The 17,094-nt window shown below is 46.5% G+C and carries 15 protein-coding genes and 1 pseudogene; 5 read left to right on the top strand and 11 right to left on the bottom strand.

What is annotated here, in order from left to right; genetic code table 11:
- Positions 1 to 10 precede the first annotated feature (10 nt).
- The 11 genes and pseudogenes from HV318_RS13375 to HV318_RS13420 form a co-directional block, all read right to left on the bottom strand.
- Positions 11 to 475, bottom strand: a complete 465-nt coding sequence (locus tag HV318_RS13375; protein WP_137675670.1) for a hypothetical protein — start codon at positions 473 to 475, stop codon at positions 11 to 13.
- Between the two features lie 22 nt (positions 476 to 497).
- A complete protein-coding gene (gene pglX / locus HV318_RS13380; protein WP_023280806.1) occupies positions 498 to 2,432 on the bottom strand; it encodes a BREX-1 system adenine-specific DNA-methyltransferase PglX in 1,935 nt (644 codons plus the stop codon).
- An 86-nt stretch (positions 2,433 to 2,518) separates the two neighbouring features.
- The gene (locus HV318_RS13385) at positions 2,519 to 4,273 is read right to left on the bottom strand and encodes a DUF262 domain-containing protein (protein WP_079805578.1); all 1,755 of its coding nucleotides are present in this window, start codon (positions 4,271 to 4,273) and stop codon (positions 2,519 to 2,521) included.
- A 101-nt stretch (positions 4,274 to 4,374) separates the two neighbouring features.
- Positions 4,375 to 8,097 carry a BREX system P-loop protein BrxC gene (brxC, locus tag HV318_RS13390; protein ID WP_223374968.1) on the bottom strand — a complete coding sequence of 1,241 codons (3,723 nt, stop codon included), beginning with the start codon at positions 8,095 to 8,097 and terminating at the stop codon, positions 4,375 to 4,377.
- Between the two features lie 101 nt (positions 8,098 to 8,198).
- On the bottom strand, positions 8,199 to 8,813 hold the full coding sequence (locus HV318_RS13395; RefSeq protein ID WP_001201808.1) for a DUF1788 domain-containing protein: 615 nt from the start codon (positions 8,811 to 8,813) through the stop codon (positions 8,199 to 8,201).
- The gene (locus tag HV318_RS13400) at positions 8,810 to 9,409 is read right to left on the bottom strand and encodes a DUF1819 family protein (RefSeq protein WP_108168496.1); all 600 of its coding nucleotides are present in this window, start codon (positions 9,407 to 9,409) and stop codon (positions 8,810 to 8,812) included. Before HV318_RS13400 ends, HV318_RS13395 begins: the two co-directional genes overlap by 4 nt.
- A 157-nt stretch (positions 9,410 to 9,566) precedes the next feature.
- Positions 9,567 to 9,650, bottom strand: a pseudogene (locus HV318_RS24520) (putative zinc ribbon protein); the annotation flags it as partial.
- A 148-nt stretch (positions 9,651 to 9,798) separates the two neighbouring features.
- Positions 9,799 to 10,371, bottom strand: a complete 573-nt coding sequence (locus HV318_RS13405) for an inovirus-type Gp2 protein (RefSeq protein WP_038879444.1) — start codon at positions 10,369 to 10,371, stop codon at positions 9,799 to 9,801.
- A 216-nt stretch (positions 10,372 to 10,587) separates the two neighbouring features.
- Positions 10,588 to 11,187 carry a hypothetical protein gene (locus HV318_RS13410; RefSeq protein WP_038879447.1) on the bottom strand — a complete coding sequence of 200 codons (600 nt, stop codon included), beginning with the start codon at positions 11,185 to 11,187 and terminating at the stop codon, positions 10,588 to 10,590.
- Between the two features lie 103 nt (positions 11,188 to 11,290).
- Positions 11,291 to 11,497: a helix-turn-helix transcriptional regulator gene (locus HV318_RS13415; RefSeq protein ID WP_108168494.1), complete on the bottom strand. Its 207-nt coding sequence runs from the start codon at positions 11,495 to 11,497 to the stop codon at positions 11,291 to 11,293.
- An 89-nt stretch (positions 11,498 to 11,586) separates the two neighbouring features.
- Positions 11,587 to 12,168 (bottom strand): rolling circle replication-associated protein, encoded by a 582-nt coding sequence (locus tag HV318_RS13420; protein WP_039026316.1) that lies wholly within the window; start codon positions 12,166 to 12,168, stop codon positions 11,587 to 11,589.
- Between the two features lie 580 nt (positions 12,169 to 12,748).
- On the opposite strand from HV318_RS13420, the gene HV318_RS13425 reads away from it, so the two are divergent.
- The 5 genes from HV318_RS13425 (at position 12,749) to HV318_RS13445 (ending at position 17,085) form a co-directional block, all read left to right on the top strand.
- Positions 12,749 to 13,678 (top strand): hypothetical protein, encoded by a 930-nt coding sequence (locus tag HV318_RS13425; protein WP_073528237.1) that lies wholly within the window; start codon positions 12,749 to 12,751, stop codon positions 13,676 to 13,678.
- Positions 13,679 to 13,777: 99 nt separating this feature from the next.
- The gene (locus HV318_RS13430) at positions 13,778 to 14,641 is read left to right on the top strand and encodes a GTPase family protein (protein WP_108168492.1); all 864 of its coding nucleotides are present in this window, start codon (positions 13,778 to 13,780) and stop codon (positions 14,639 to 14,641) included.
- A 94-nt stretch (positions 14,642 to 14,735) separates the two neighbouring features.
- Positions 14,736 to 15,569 (top strand): DUF932 domain-containing protein, encoded by an 834-nt coding sequence (locus HV318_RS13435; RefSeq protein ID WP_108168491.1) that lies wholly within the window; start codon positions 14,736 to 14,738, stop codon positions 15,567 to 15,569.
- A 200-nt stretch (positions 15,570 to 15,769) separates the two neighbouring features.
- Entirely contained in the window at positions 15,770 to 16,474 is a 705-nt protein-coding gene (locus HV318_RS13440; RefSeq protein ID WP_108168490.1) for a WYL domain-containing protein, read from the top strand.
- On the top strand, positions 16,471 to 17,085 hold the full coding sequence (locus tag HV318_RS13445; protein WP_108168489.1) for a hypothetical protein: 615 nt from the start codon (positions 16,471 to 16,473) through the stop codon (positions 17,083 to 17,085). The genes HV318_RS13440 and HV318_RS13445 overlap by 4 nt, the downstream gene beginning before the upstream one ends.
- The last annotated feature ends 9 nt before the right edge of the window (positions 17,086 to 17,094 follow it).

A 17,094-nucleotide genomic window follows, 5' to 3' on the forward strand; every position in this document is an offset into this window, starting at 1 on the left:
TCTCCTTTCCCTATTTTCGTTTTGCTACTGCTTTTTTTTTCAGATTTTTAGCTGTATCAACAAAGCACCAGAAGTCAGTCTTTTTCATTTGACAGAAGAGTTTTAGCTGGCCTTTATAACGATGTTCAATGTGATACCAGATTGGATTTCCTGCAACTCGTTCAATATCGGCATGAGCAGCTGCATTTCGCAGATGGTAAAAAATACTCTTTAAAATGTTACTCTTCGCGTTATGGAACCAGATCAGATTTTGCTTGTTATCTGCAGTAGGTAGGGTTGATGTCGCCAGCTCTTTTTCAGTCGAGAAAGGCTGGATTTGTAGACTAAGTCCACTCTTTAACTTGCGATATCCTTTAACCTGGGTTGATAACAGTTCAGATGTTAGCCCCTGGTGCTGCTCGTAATAGAGCACCAATTTTTCATAGATGTCGGCTAACTCGGCGCGAGTCAATTTGTGGAGGTTAGAGTTTGACATTATCTGCTTAAGCCCTATTTCTTTAAGCAATAGCTGCTTTAAACATGGCTGCTTTTTCTGCTTCAGAGTTTCCATCCACTAAACGGAGATAAGTGCCCTGATAGCTTGAAAGGTGAAAATTTCCTAATACGAATGCAGTAGTTGAGACGACTTCTCCACCAATACTATCAAATCCTCTTGCCCCAAGATGGGTCATACTCAGGATAGTGTGTTGATTCAAAATTCGGGTACGCAATGACTCGTATGAAGAAAGGAACATCCAGCTTTGCATGGTGATCATCGCTACCACACCTGACTCTTTGGTTAAATCCAGATTTCGTTCGATAAAAATGGCAAACAGGTCTGACTTGCTATTAGGGAACTGCTTCTTAGCGAACTCTTTCAGATCCGCATTCATCCCCTTACTGCCCATGTACGGTGGATTTGCAATCACCGCATCATAGCGTTTAGCTAGTAGGCGAGCTTGTGCTAGCAGCGGTAATAGTTTTTTAGATTCAGGTCGTTGCATATTATCGCCATTTTTGCTGAGTTCCTGAATCGTGGAATAGAGCTCCTCAATAGCTGAGGCTTGTTCAGTAGATATACTAATTAAGGAACCCAGTGTTTTGGCATTAAGAAAACGCTGATGCAGGTCTTTTAGAAGCGTCAGACGGGGGTCATCTGTAGCTTGGGCTACTGTAAGTAGATCTTGAGTCTGGCCATGCTGCGCATCAGCATTGAGATTAAGTGCTTGCCAAAGTTTCTGAATGTTGAGGTGTCGACTTTCCTGTAGGGCGTAAATATTCAGGTCTATATCACAACCATTGTTACGAGAAAACAGACGACGATCATCCTGACGGGCACGCATTAGCAAAGCAAAACCCGCCAGCTGTGCAGCGCGGTCGTCGATATCGAGTCCAAAGAGGTTATTCTTAAGTATTAGCACTGGGATCTCGCGGCTCCGATAACCGCGTTCTTCATAAATTCGATAGAGCACATTATAGGCTTCCACCAGAATATGGCCGGACCCACAGGCTGGATCGAGTACGCGTATTGATTCAGGTTCGATGCTGGCGGTTGTAAGTTCAGCCAGTTGTGCCACTACCTCGGAAGCCTGCTCGCCTTGGTCGATATAGTAGGGCATCGTGCTTTTGAGTGTGGACTCAGGATAGGTTTGCAGCCAGTAACGTCCCACCGAGTTTTGCACCAGATATTGTACTATCCAGTTAGGCGTGAACAGCTGAGTAGCGGCAGGAATATCTGCGGATTTGACCACCTTACCAATGACCTGCTCTTTTTTCTCACTAATGTAAAATTGGTAAAGCCAGCCGATAACCTCTACTTGCTGCCAGTCAAGTTCTGGGATCTCATCTACCAGTTCGCGCCAGAAGGCATCAGTGCGGGTAAGGCCTGTAGGCAACAGGAGTTCTGTTTCATCATCAATGGCTTCAAACAAAAATGGCATTGCCTGATGCAGTCGGTGACATTGGCCGAGAAGTAGCTCACGGAAGAGAGTCTCCTGCTCATTACCTGCCAGTAACAAGTCCAACAGAGCGGGCTTATCCAAAGCCACACCTTCTGTTATCAGGGAATCGATCACCTCAGGGGCGCGATCCAACACTTCAAAACCCTGTGGCTGAGAAGGGTGTGATAGCAGACGTACACCGTGTTCTAAATATCCCTCTTCGCTTTTCAGCTCCATAAAGCGGATGGCACAGAAGCGGTTAAACCAAGTGTATGCGACATGCTCTATTAAAGTCTCATAGCTATCGTTTGCAAGCTGTTGTTGCAGGCGCTTAAGGGCAGAGGCACAACTGGCTGGATGGGTAAATCCAGCAACTTGCAAAACTTCACCGCTAATTACCGGCTCAATATGGCCCTTGGCAGTGATTCCAAATTCAGCAGCGCGTGCTTTGATCGCTGTGATAAATGCTGTACGAGCCCGAGGGGCTATTTTTTTTAAATTGGCAGTGTTCATTAAGGCTCACAAATTAGTTTATCCGGGCGGTATCCCACCATTCAGAATACAATGTTGGATGAGTTGTAACTCACCTGAAAAAGAAATTATGCCGTAAGAGGTTCACTAAGAAGGTGACGTAAACGCGCCAATAATATTTCACGACGCTTATGATAGAACGCCTCAAATCCAGCCAAAGTCTCTGGAAGTGAGTCGATTGCCTGTAAGTGAAGATGATTGGCACGGGCAGCTGGCTCCGGCCACATCACTTCGTACCATTCATGCGGTAACTTCTCACGTTTTTCATTGTTCTGGCCCCCTTCTAACAACTGTAGGTTAGGTAGCCGGTTAGCCATGATCATCCACTCTTCAATCTGTGTTTCATCGGTCATCCCTATCTTTTTCAGTTGGCTTTTGGTAAAGCGGGCTCTAGGGAATATGTGATCAACATGGAAGTGATGGGAGAAGTCATGTCCCGGAAAGAGCAGAGATAGCAAGGCAAAAGTTCGACGGTTACCATAGTCGAGTTCAACCAACGACTGTAGCTCTTCTTCATCAAAGCGTAAGCTCTTGCCACGTTCTGTCATTGCAATCGATATTTCTATCAAAGGAAACTCTTGCTGACCATGTTCCTTGATCTTGCTTCGCAAGCTAGCCAGAAGCGTATCAAGACCACTTCCCCAAATACCGGATTGTTTAAGGATAGAGCGAATTAGCCAACCTCTGATCCCCTGCCTATCAGCAGCATACTCGCTACGGGATAGGTAGCGGTTATCCAGATCTCGATGGTAGAGGTAATAGGCTATGGGGAGTAGGGCACTGTCTGCTCCCAGATTGTAACTGTTGAAGCCGAAACTGCTGAGTAAATTGACTGCAAGAAGTAAAGCTTTACGGATGCATTCCCAATTATCTTCCAGCTTGCGCATGTTCTCTTTGCTAAAGTTCTCGACTTTAAACCCAACGCTGCCGATATCACTCAGCATCAGACCTGCTTTGAGCACCAGGTCCTTGCTAAAGGAAAAACCATTACCTATTTGGTTCATTTCATCTACTAGCTTGTGAATCTCATCACGCGCATCCAGCGTGCTCCATTGCGTTACGGCGATGGAGAGCAGTAGATCTGAATAGGAGAGTGTTGTTCCGCCACTATTCATACGGATAAAGATATTGAGAACCTTGGATAGCTCCTGACCTTCTTCCAGGTAGTAACTGATCAAAGGTTTATTGTGAATGATGTCATGAAAACGGGAAATCACTTTACCTGCTGCTGGTTTGCGTTCATCTGGCATTTTCATTTCCATGACTGACATCATTACGTCATAGGCATTCATACCGAGAATACGGGAGACTAAAAACCAATGGTGTTGTTCATCGTTGTGGCTTGCCTCATCCTCATTCAAGAACTCGAACTCATAACGAGTTCCGCTGTCAGGGTCTGTGCATTCAAAAAGATTGAGATAGAGGCGACGTTCGATAAAGGCGTCTGCACTGGACCACCATTTACCCTGAGTTTTCCAACTATAGGAACCGCGTAACCCGATGTTTAGTGCTGTCATTCGCTGCTGGCCATCTAGAACCGCGATGCGATCATTTTCACCGATGATATCTAGTTTTTTACAGTGGACTTGATCACGCTGGTGGTAGTCACGCATAAAATCATAAAATTGATACTGACGCAGATTCTCAGTTTTAATTTTCCAAAACAGGAAGGTACCAAACGGGTAGCCTTGTAGTAGAGAGTCAAACAGCTGGCAGATTTGATCTGGCCGCCAGACAAATTCTCTCTGGATTGCAGGCAAAATATATTCATGCTGTTCAACTTTGTTCAGCAGCGTTTCGATGGTGCCACCGGTTTGGTACATGTTTTATCTCTTCCCGTATGGTTGTGTTCGAAGCACTCTTTACGCCCCTTTTGATGAGAAAAGGGGCCGAGCGTTTTACATCCTTGCTTTTGGGCGCAACACTATTTGATCCGCACTCTTTTACCCTGACCTATTGCCTGTTGTAAACGGCTGCGAAGTGTCGCGAGATAGGTGTCGATATCCTGCTCCGTTTCTATAAAGATATGGCTGGCACCGAGTAATTCTGCGGGTGAAACCAGTTCGATAGGTTTAGGTATTGGTTTGTGGCTAACCACTGTCGCAGCAGAGTTATTCGCAATAGTAGTTGGCGAGCCTGATGGATCCGGTTCTCGCAAAGTACCCGCATCGCTATTAGGCGGTTCAGCCGCTTTTTTCCGTGCTGCGGCTTGCTCCGCTTCCAGACGAGCTTGAAGTTCGGCGCTGTAGCGGTTGATCAGTTCTAAGACCTTATCTTCTTCATCATCAGCCTCTTGTTGCAGGCTAACAATCTCATGTAAGGATAAGCTGTTACTGACCCGTTCTTTTAACAGATTAAAGGGACGCATTGCCTGGTTTTGTAACTCAGCTGGTAAGTCAGTAACCAGCGGTGCAACACCTTGCTGGGTTGCATTGATCGCTTCCAAAGCCGCGGCACGTTTCTGTTCTACCAGTTGCAGGTTAATGGCGATGAGTTGATCAATTAACGATCCCACCTGGCGCAGTTTGCTATACGGGGATTTATCATCGTAGATAGCCTGCAGTGCAGATAATGCTTTAGCCGCTTCTGGGTTTTGCTCCAGTGCATGGCGATTGGATTTGAATTGATCGTTGAGGGCTCGACGCAACTGTTGCCAGATATCAAACTGACGAGTGAAAAACTCCTCGACTTCTTCAAAATCTTCGGCAAAATCCTGCCATTCGTTGCTCTGCTGGCAGAGTCCATCGATTAGGGCATAACTGTTGTTGCCCAGCTCAAGCAGGCTGGCGATCAATCGACTGCCGGTAAGCAGGGTGCTTTTGCCAGGGCAATTCCCATCTTTAGCTTTAAAATCAAATTCTTTAATTAATCGCTGCCACTCGCCTAGTACGTCAAGAAGCTTATTCGCCAGCTCTTTTTCGCTGCTCTCGAAGGGTTTATTAAAAATATCTTTCGCCAGTTTAGCCGCTTTAGCTACTTGCTGTTCTGTATGCTGACGTACTCGACGAATACGCAGTGTGCTGTGGCTACGTACCGAGGTAAAATGTTCGTAGCTGCGTTTGAGGGGCAAATCACCATTCGGTGTAGATAGCGCAGCCTTACCAAGCAAGACCAGATGAGTCACCTGTAGCATTACTTCGTCACGGTTCCAGCCGAAGGGACGAGCACTGAATCGCTCTAACAATTCTTTAAGGTAGACCGGCTGATTTTTTTCATCTGCGACATTTAAAAAGAGTTCAATCTCCTTTTTTGCAGCAGCATTGGGGTCTTGTTCACCGAGATTTATATTTAGCTGTGCCATGTCATCGGCCATGATCACCGACTTCAGCTCTTGCACCGGGTTGTTACCACAGCTTTGTAGTAAAGAGAGCTTTTGGAATGAGTTTTCGATTACGTAGGCACAAGCTTCATCAAGCATATTGCTGACACTAGCCGATTTACTTTGCAGCTCATTACCTAGTGCGAATATCTGTGCTTGTTTCACCAGATCATCGAATAGTAATTTCAGACGGCTGCGACGCTGGGTGTTTTCGAGTGCTTTTTCTGCCAGCAATTTCTCTTGCTCAGGTCGTTTACCTCGTATCCCTGCCAGGAACTTCTCGGTTTTCAACCAAGTATCAAATTCAGCCCAGATCCGCTTCTCACTCGACAGGCGTACCAGAATACAACCATTCCCTTCTTGGCTCAGTGCCTTGTAGGATTGTTCGTTATAACTGTCAAAATTGGCATCCAGTGGGGAAATGACTTTGAGCACCAGATCTGTTTGTTGGCTGCCGTCTATAGAGTGACCGTTACAAAAGCGAGTCAGAGGGTAATCCTGCTTGTTTACCGGATAGCGATACTGACGGCGATTGCCCATTACCTCTTCAAACACCAACCGGGCCAGTTGCCGGTTCTCTTCAGTTGCTTCAACCTGAGTGTGTTTGATCTCCTGCTCGACTTCTTTTTCTTCGTTAGTCAGGAATACGTATTCATCGCCATTTCTGACAATCAATAGCTGGTTTTCAAGACGCTGTAGACTGGCTTCGATTCGGCTTTTCAGTGCCACTTTATCGGTATCTATTTCTTCAATAGAGAGTGTGACCAGATTATCAATGGTGGATTTGATCAGATCGACATAGCGGATTAAAAACAGCGATTTAAGAATATTAATGTCGTAAGGATCGAGGCTTGCTTTCTCAGCCGCTTGTTCGAAGATGCGTTTAACGTTGGTATCGAGGAAAGATTCGATTGCCGGATAAAAGGCATGGAAAGGCACCAATACACCGATATCTTTGTTCATCTGCTGGCGTGCGGCATTCTGGAATGCATCCAGCAGAGAACGTTCACCACGGGAGAGATGTTTACCGGTAGCCCCCACTTTGCGGATTGCTTCGAAGACCTTTTGTACCAGCAGATACTGATAGGGAATGAAAGGGTAGTGATCAACAAACTCAACATTATCACTGTAGTTAGCAAGCTCAGCTGTAGTGCTGGTATCAAAGGTCAACTGGTTGCGAAGAATGTCGCCTTTTTGACTGAACAATTCTGCCAGGCAGTTTTTAGCGTCTTCACTTTTTTCGAGCAGACGTTTCTGTATTACCTCATTGGTATTGGACGAGGAGAGGGAAATCCTTGTGTGAAAACGCCCTTGGATCTTGGAGAAGTCCTGGCCTTTTTTAGCGCTAAGATCTCCTAGTACGGCATCGATATCTTCTTGTGAAGTGACGATTACCCAAGCTCTGCCTCCACAAGCGGTACCGATATTTTCTGTTATCGTCTGCAGTTTGAGCATCATCTGGGTGTTGTTGCCGATAAACTGTCCGACCTCATCTACCAGAAAGACCATGCGTTTACTGTCACCAGATGGATCGCTACGATCGAGATACTCCCGCACCCATTTACAGAAGTTGGCAATGTCGAGAGTAAACATGGATTCGAGATTTTCCATACTCTGCACCGATGAGGCATCTGACTGGCCGGTAGCATAGGCCCAGGCTTTTGCCATTTCATCACGACAGAAACCATAGGCATCACGCTGTTCTTCCCAGCTTGAGCCCGTGAGTTCAGCAAATTTTGCTTTGAATGGCTCGTATTGGCCACGGGAATCTAACTCACGTTCCAGATGTGCGATATGAGGATGGTCAGCGCAATATCCCAGGCGCTCATTGAAGACGCGCAAGAAAACTTTGAGAATGGCATCTTCTTTGTCTTCAGTATCTGCGCGGCTGTCGATATTAAAGAGAATTACTTCAGTATTGCGGTTAACTGCAGCGTGGATATCACCGTAAAGAAGGGGATCGCTGATTTTCTCTTTGAAAAACTCGATGGCAGCTTTTGTTTGGCCATTGTTAACAGCTTTCTTGTTACCGAGCAGGTAAGAGAGGATCTTTATAAAGTGAGATTTACCGGAACCGAAATAACCCGATACCCAAATCCCAATTTTACCCGCCACACTAGGATCATCTGGATGGCTGACACCAGGCAGGTAGGTCTCAAAAAAGTGACGAAGGTGGCGGTCAAGTTCACGGGTCACCACATACTCGTCAAGCTCAGTCCAGATGATTTGCTCATCCAGCTGCTCGGCTTTCACCACACCATTGATTGGGCGATCCAGTTGTTTGGTAAACAGCTCTCTTATCTGCATTAAAAATTCCGTCTCTATCATACAGCGAGACGCTTCTGCTCGCTATAACGTGATGACTCTTTCGCGGCCAAGTTAGTGGTTTGAATTCTCTCAAAAAACAAGCTTCGGCAGCAGTTTAAATTTCAGTACTTAGATGCGTGAGGCACCAGTTGGAAAGCTCGGTAGTAGTTGGCTGTTGCCACTTCTGCGCTGTCCAGATCAAAAGGATAAAGTTCGAGGCCGTTGTAACTGCCCGGATAAAACAATACCAATGGTATCGCCCCCATATGGGCATGTAATGCATTAAGCAAACTATGACCACGTAGCAATGGCCAGCATTGGCCAAGACCTGATAACAATACAAATTGAGGCGAGGCCGGAAGCACTTTATCTATCAGATGCTTAGCAATTCGACCTTGTTCAAGAGGTCCTTTAAGTGCTTTGGCTAGCTCATCGGTACCTTTTTTGCGTTCCAGATCAAAAGCTTTATCTAACAATTTACGCTCTTGCAAAATTGCCAGTACCTCTTCGAACAGATTGAGATGAGCGAAATTCAGCCCCTGCCGAGCTAGGCGAGGCAGAGTCAATCTCAGATATTCCCGTACGGTAAGTTCAAATTGAGGTGGGTAATCAAAGATATAAAAACCGATCTCACCACCGAGCTCTTGGTTCTTCAGGAAGCCTTCACTTTTAAGCCGGTCTTCGATTTGTTCCAGACGAGCTGACAATTGCGGCTTACTGTCCAGTTTCGCTCTCATCTGACTGACTCCATCACATCGTAGACTTTTTGGCAGTCGAGACTGTTTGCCCACTCTCTTATCTGGGGTAGTAGGAAGACATTTTTCAGCTTTTTACTGCGGCCTGATTCCAGATACCCGCTATCTGCGAGGATTTTAAATACATTGTTGCCCATTTTCTGGATTGAGCTTTCGGAATATTGATCCAAGCCGACAATGGCACGCTGGCGGGATAGAATAAATTCCTGCCAGTCTTCGCTGCGCAATGATTCACGAAACATCTGTCGGGCATCAGACAGTGTCGTTGCCATGAAATCGGTCAGCACTGGGGATTGGCACATTGTCGCCATTAGCAACATTTGTCTGGCTGCATCATCAGGGGCCTTTAGTAGCTCAGTCCAGAATGCCTCACCCATCGGTTGAATTCTTTTACGCAGGGTTGAAGCCATGCGTTTAACACTGTGCACTGAGGTCTTCTGCAGCACATTGTCATTTACAATAGCATTAAGCCATTGATCATCATTTGGTGAGGATATCAGCAGCTCCGCGATGACTCTGCTCTCACGCAACATCAGGCTGCCACCAATGATGTCACCCAGATATTCTTTGGCGGTCATAATGGCTCCACGGTCAGGGTTTAAAAACTCCGTTATGATACGCGAAATTGGAACATATGGCCTTATGACAAAACACATTTTGCCTTTGCTATCGACCAGCGTGATTTTTCCGCTTCAGAGGCGCAATATAAATTACCACGGATATTGCTGCACACTTGCAGGTGTAGCGATCATAAGGGGCTGTAAGGGCATCGCTCAGACCACCGTTACCTTCGAGAGCGAGAAAGGATTTGGCAAACATATTCTAGATCCAGCCAGCCAACACGCAGGCATAAGCCGTCCCTGAAGGGCAGACAGAAGCCATGCGGTTGGAAGGTTTAAAGGTGTTGCGAGGTAAATAACGGTGTGGTAGTCACACTATGAATTGCTGGCGTAAAAAACTGCCTTACTCAGAAGTCAGTCTTGCGTGGTCGCCCGGTTGCTGGTCGTTCAGGGACATCGTTGCAGCCGAACAGCAGCAGGCCATGTTTCTGCTGAATTTTGGTCATATACGCCAACACCTGTCGGATGTTGTCGATACTGTCTGGTTCGCTGTAACGCACCGGGATATTGATATTGGCTCTGTAATGTTTTTTGTATTCACTGCGATGTAAGCCCCCTTCACCTTCGGTAATTAACGTCCAGAACTCACGGGCTTTCTCAGCCCAGGGATAAACATTCCGACTACGGTTGCCATCTACCCAGAAGACTACGTGCGCATGGTAGTGATGGTCTTCTGTCCATTCGATAACCCAGAAATAACCCACGACTGCGCCTATTTGCATCATGTGATCCATGAGTAACCGGAGATCCCTCTCAAGATGATGGTGACTTTGCAGGTAGTACTTAGCGGTGTGATGCTGATAGAACAAGTCGACTCGGAGTGCCCGCAGGCAGGCATAGCGATCAACCATTTCGCAAATATGGATGTTAAGGAGAGATTCCAGATACCAGTCTGGCTCCCATTGCGGTTTATTTTGCATAGAACAGATTCCTTCGTGCTGACAAAGATCAGCAGATGTGAGGAAGCCTCCGTAGGGGAAGGCATGACGCAGTTACTGACAGGGCTTTTGAAAGATTTGGTAATGGTGGGATTAATCAGGGTGAAGGATTAAGAAGGAATGCCTATTAATAATACTAATAACCGATATTAATATTCACACTCACTATTGCCTTCAGAACCCTTGCAGGGCAAGGCATCAGACCTGATTCAGTGGTTCGGCAGTCGTCCGCCATGCAAAGCAGACGTACTCGTCCATCAGACTGGTCAGTACAGGGTTTTCTGCCTGTCGGTCATTGACCCAGCTATCCATCTCTTTGTCTTTTTTGAACCTGAGATTGTCGGTCCAGTCATCAAGGCAATTACCAAGCATCAAATCGTACCAGCACAGCCAGACCAGCTTCAGACGCAGCTCGCTACCGCTGAACTGGCGGAACAAACTGATGAGCCTGTTTGCCAGAGGACGCTGTTTTAAACGCACGCACTCAGACAGCAGAATACCTTCCAGCATGGGATGGTGAGCCAGCAGATGTTCCTGGGTAAATAAGCTGACGCTCAGATCATCATTGACCGCCAGCGATGCTGCTGCTCTGCCATAAATAATCCGGTGCAGGCACTGGGGGACAATAGCAATAACCTCTTCCTCTCCCGGAAACTTAAGGCTGCCAACCGTCAGGGTATGATGGTGGTAGATATTCTGGTGGCACATACCCGATCTTACCGTCAGCTTCGTAAAATCGGTCAACCAGACCTGGTAATACTTATAAAGCTCTTTGTAACGAGGTTTGTAATCTTTCATGGTCCATATTTCTTCTGGCTTAAATTGCAGACAGCAGAAAACCTCCGGAGCAACCGGATAATCATTTTTATGCTGTCGGTTTAGTTAACGCGGGTAGGGTGAATTACATACGGGACTGGTTAATACGTTCCTGAAGCCAGGCTTCCACCTCACTCTGTAGCCATCGTGAGCTTCGCCCAAGTTTGATCGGTTTAGGAAACTCACCGTCTTTGATGAGCTTGTAAAACCACTTATCGGTTAACCCGGTCAGACGTGTGATAAAAGCCATATCAACAAAGCGATCTTCAAGTAGGGTTGGTTTAACTGTCATGATTTGATTCTCCGGTAGCTAAATGGAAACCGAAGTCGGGGTTATTCTGCTGCCCGCTCCGGCATAGCAACCGGTGCTGCTGTTAAAAACTAACAAAACTTTCTTGGTCTACCCTGCCTTGCAGGCGAGGGAACCTCATTACATCCCCAAATTAGATAACCATATTTTTGGTCTTCTTTTGTTAGATAACTGGCTATACGTCTGAGACTGTTTATGGCTTCGTTATTGTGATATTCAACAACATTGTTAATGTTGTCCTGATGATATTCCTTTGGTTTGCATCGCTGGTATTTTCCCTCGCCATAAGTAATTTGATGCCACAGTTCTCCTGCCTGTGAAATGAATGGGAATGATTTCTGATGTTCCCGGCCATTAAGATAAAAAATAGCATGGGCATGAACTGCCCCTTCTGATGTCCATTCCAGTACCCAGAAGCTACCGATAACGCCAGGAAGGCTGATCATTGCCTGAGTAAGCTCTCTGAGGTCATCTTGTATTTCTATCGAGGAGTTACGAATGAATCGATTCGTACCACGCTGATAATCAAAATCCATTCGAAACGCCAGTATCTTGGCGTGACATGCCAGGATCTGATTGAGATGGTGATTAATCAAATTCAGCAGGAAGTCGTTAGGGATGATTTTCTTTAAATGTGGGTAATGTCTTTGCATTGCTCTGTTCCTTTGGATGAATTCAAAGGAACTAGTGCATCTGTTTTTTCTGTCAAGCAGGGTTCAATCACTTATGACGGATATGTATCATCCCGAGGTTGGGATGTTAGATGTCTATCAATTGGGATCTACTCTCTATAATACCAATTAACCTTAATTATTAATTTTATGAACTTACTCTTGGCTATTAAGACTTTTTATCATCCTCCGTACTCTATTCTCCCTTGTATAATAAGAGGTAACCTACTGGACCATTCCGATAATAACTATACAGGTGCGTTGGTTGCGCCCACCCGCTCCAGTCACATAGTTATCTATGCTCCTGGGGACTCGCGGGCTGGTCATCGTCCTGTAACTCTAAATCGATTGGGTGTAGATAGCCACTGGTATGTGCAGACGATGATGCAGGGTACATGATTCATCAATTTCTTAAACTGTAAGCATGTGATAGGATTTTTTAACAGCTACGGACAAGCCTTTCCTGGATTTTTTCATTACCATTTTATTACCTATTGATTATCATTTGGTTACTGTTTTATTATCCTTTAATTACTTCAATGATGAGTGTGTAGAAGGTACGATGAAAGGACGATTTAGCTCAGATTCAGATTACGATAGTCGCTTATGCGGCTACATCAGTCAGGCGTTGAAAAGCCAGTCCATTACATTCACGAGCCATTTAATGAAATCAGGGGTGGACAATTGGATAAGGTTTCTACATAAAGAAATACCCGAAATTAATACCGACATTGATGTTGAACAAACAAAATTATTACTGGATAACATAGTTAGTTCCGCATTAGAAAATGTATATAAATTCAGTGATTTCTCTTGGATTGAGGACAGTGACCGGGCTTGTTACTGGATGTGGTGTAACATTTACACAATGCCTGCGCTCTTTTTTTCACCACCTATTAAGAAACCAGGCGTAACTCCTTATATTTTTTTGGGCTGTGATCCCCTCCCTGGAAATAGCAGGGCACGATTCTTTAATATTGTGAATTTTTTTGATCGATGGATTAACCCTCAAGGCAAACGTAGATTTTTAAATGAAATGAGAAATTCTTACAGACAGATTACTTGTAAAAAAAACGCACTATCATTTCTGTCGCCCAAGAAAAAAGATGATTGTCTGTGGGCATGGAATTATCTTAGTGAAAGAAAAATGATTGGTGAATACATTACGCCCATAATGGATAACCCACATGACGTTTATCTGGCTGTCAATGCAGCATTTGATATATGGTGTACTTCCACTGTTTTACTTGATGAAACCATTATTAATTTTAGTAAAAAGATAAAGAATGCATATGCTCAGAGGAATTTCAAATTATCTGGGAAAAATAAAAAAGACAAAGTCAAGAATACGGTTCTTGCCATTTTGACGCCTGAATTACAAAAAAAATTGTCTGATTTATCACAAGCCAGTGAAATGACCCGGCAAGAGATGTTAGAGTTATGCATTAATTCTGCATATTTAAAACTTCCGAAGAATATCAGAAGCATTTAAAAATATTTCAGACAGATATTATCACAATGATCATCCCCGAAAGCTCGCCTGAATTATAGACATTAAGGCGAGTTTCTTTTATTTGTCTGAGGTTATTTGATGAAGATACATGAAGGTTTGCAAGATATCACGCAGTCTGTGGCTGTTCTTCCTGATTTTATTAGAAAACAAATACTTTCGAATATTAGCAGGCTTGCGGATTATGAGCCAGTGATCGGCATTATGGGTAAGACCGGAGCCGGAAAATCCAGCCTGTGTAATGCGCTTTTTGCCGGGAACGTTTCGCCGGTCAGTGATGTTGCAGCCTGTACCCGTAAACCGCTACGCTTCCGTTTTCAGGTGGGTGAGCACTTTATGACCATCGTGGATCTGCCCGGTGTCGGTGAAAGTGAAAGGCACGATGAAGAATATGCTGCGCTTTACAGCGAACAGCTTCCCCGGCTGGACCTGGTGCTGTGGTTGATTAAGGCCGATGACCGGGCGCTGGCAGTGGATGAACATTTTTACCGGGAGGTGATTGGTGAGGCATACCGGCATAAGGTGTTGTTTGTTATCAGTCAGTCGGATAAGGCCGAACCCACCAGCGGTGGTGAAAAGCTGTCTACAGAGCAGAAACAGAATATCAGCCGCAAAATCTGCCTGTTACATGAACTGTTCCAGCCGGTAAACCCTGTCTGTGCGGTATCGGTACGTTTGCAGTGGGGGCTGCGGGTGATGGCTGAACGGATGATTCGTTGCCTTCCGCGTGAGGCTAGTAGCCCGGTGGCGGTACATCTCAGTACGCCGCTTCGTACCGATACCGTTAATAAAAAAGCCCGTGATGATTTTGGTGAAACGGTAGGCTCGGTACTGGACACAATAAGTTCCATGCCACTGATACCGCCCCCAATACGGGCAATCATTCAGGTTGCACGCGACACCGTGGTATCTGTCGCCCGTGCCGTCTGGAATTTCTTCTTCTGAATATTTAGCCCCTTACATCGTTGTTCTCTGAGCCGTGTCGCGATTGTGCGTCAGGGCTTTTTTGTCTTTCTTTTTCCATCATGAGGAGTCTCTTATGACCCGTCTGGCTTCGCGCTTTGGCGCAGCAAACCTTATTCGTCGTGACCGTCCGTTAACCCGCGAAGAGCTGTTTCGTGTGGTACCCAGCGTTTTCAGTGAGGAGAAGCATGCGTCACGCAGCGCTCGGTATACCTGGATACCAACCATTACCGTTCTTGAAAATCTGCAGCGTGAGGGCTTTCAGCCTTTCTTTGCCTGCCAGACCCGTGTTCGTGACCCTGGGCGTCGCGAGCATACAAAGCACATGCTGCGCCTGCGTAGGGAGGGGCAAATTACCGGCAAACAGGTCCCGGAAATTATTCTGCTCAACTCTCATGATGGCTCCAGCTCGTATCAGATGTTGCCGGGATTATTCCGTGCCGTATGCCAGAACGGACTCGTCTGCGGTGAGTCGTTTGGCGAGGTGCGGGTGCCGCACAAAGGAGATGTGGTGACTCAGGTGATAGAGGGGGCGTATGAAGTGCTGGGGATTTTTGACCGTGTGGAAGAGAAACGGGATGCCATGCAGTCGCTGATTTTGCCGCCACCTGCACAACAGGCTCTGGCACAGGCTGCACTGACGTACCGTTTCGGTGAGGACCACCAGCCGGTGACAGCACCTCAGATACTCTCCCCACGCCGCTGGCAGGATGAGAGCAATGATCTGTGGACCACATACCAACGTATTCAGGAGAACCTGATTAAGGGCGGGCTCAGTGGAAGGAGTGCGAAAGGCGGAGGAACGCATACCCGTTCGGTGCGCGGTATTGACGGTGATGTGAAGCTTAACCGTGCACTGTGGGTGATGGCGGAAGCGATGCTCTCCGGATTTGAGGCAAACAGATGTTAACTCCGGCAGTATGCGGACACCTCCTGTCCGTTTGCTGATTAATTTCCAGGCAGCTTTTCCTCAAAAGACTATGAAGCCGCATTCTGATTGCATTCATCCTGCAGAAAAAATACCGCTTCAGCTGTCCGTATCCTGTCCGGCCCTCTCGTTACACTAATCACTTAATTTTCAGTCCATTAACAGAGTGGGGAACGCCTCTCATGTCTCAGTCTGAGCGCCGCCATGAGCGCCTTGCGGTTCGCCTGTCGCTGATTATCAGCCGTCTTGTGGCGGGGGAAACGCTGGCCATACAGACACTGGCCGTCGAATTTGGCGTGTCAGTGCGCACATTGCGTCGGGATTTTCGCGAGCGTCTGGCCTATCTCGACCTGGAGTTCCGTAACGGGCAATGTCGTCTACTGTCCGGCAGCCGTCAGAGGGAGCTGACGGTGCAGACCTTTGTCCGTCAGTCCGGTGTGGAGGCTCTTTTTCCGGATATTGACAACCAACTGATCAACTCACTATTGAGTGCCAGCGAGTCTCCCTGCCTTATCTGGCACAGCACCAACTCCAGAACACAGGCACGGACTGAAGTTTTTACGCGACTTATCCGCGCCATCACTGAACACCGTCGGGTTACGCTACTGGCAGAAGGTCATCGTTGCACAGGTCTGGCCCCCTATCGACTGGTGTGCAGCGACGGCTGCTGGTACCTGACCGGTGAACATGAAGGACATATATCGGTTTTCACACTGGGTGATATTCACACGGTGACATTCAATCCTGCGCTTTTTGTCCCGGATACACAGGTACGTAATCTGTTGTCACATCCCGATTTTCTTCGGGTTTTACCTCACTTTCAAACTTTCCATTCACTTCTCGTTGTCGGCGACGACGGTTTTTCACCCTATAAGGAGCAAAGATGAAATTACTCACTGCAACCACACTGGCGCTCAGTCTGTGCGTCGGAACAATTTTGCCAGTAGCCGCTGAAAATGTTGTGGGTACTGTTAAGGCCTGGCAATACATGCAGGCAGACGGCTGGAAATCAGCTGATGGTCTGGACAACCATACCCTTAGCAATGCGCTGTATGGTGCCAGAGTGATCGATAATTATCCCTGGACTCGGCAATTCCTGCTACGTCAGGGATACAATGGAGGTTATTTTATAGCCGATAAAAATACTAAAACGGTACGCAAACTGTCGCTTAAAACAGCCAGTGGTTCTTCCTCAGATTTGACATCTGTCTACCAGGGTGAGGGAAAGGCATGTGGTTTCGTTCTGATTGATACGCAGGCGGCATTGCTTGACGAGGCACAGCAGCGAGCGAGTGGAACTGATGACCCGGCAGAGACAGTGCGAGTAGCCCGGATAAAATTTAAACCAAACACCCTGATGGTCGTGCCTGATAACTGCGTCAATCCCAAACAACAGGCCGCGCTGGAGGCTAAGCGTTCTCAAAAAGACAGGGAGCTGCAGCAATGGGTGGCAAAGCAGAGTATGGCTGAACTCTGCCGCCGAACCGGTAACTGTTGAGGATCTGAT

Source organism: Enterobacter sp. RHBSTW-00901 (assembly GCF_014103115.1).
Classification (GTDB): Bacteria; Pseudomonadota; Gammaproteobacteria; order Enterobacterales; family Enterobacteriaceae; genus Enterobacter; species Enterobacter cloacae_P.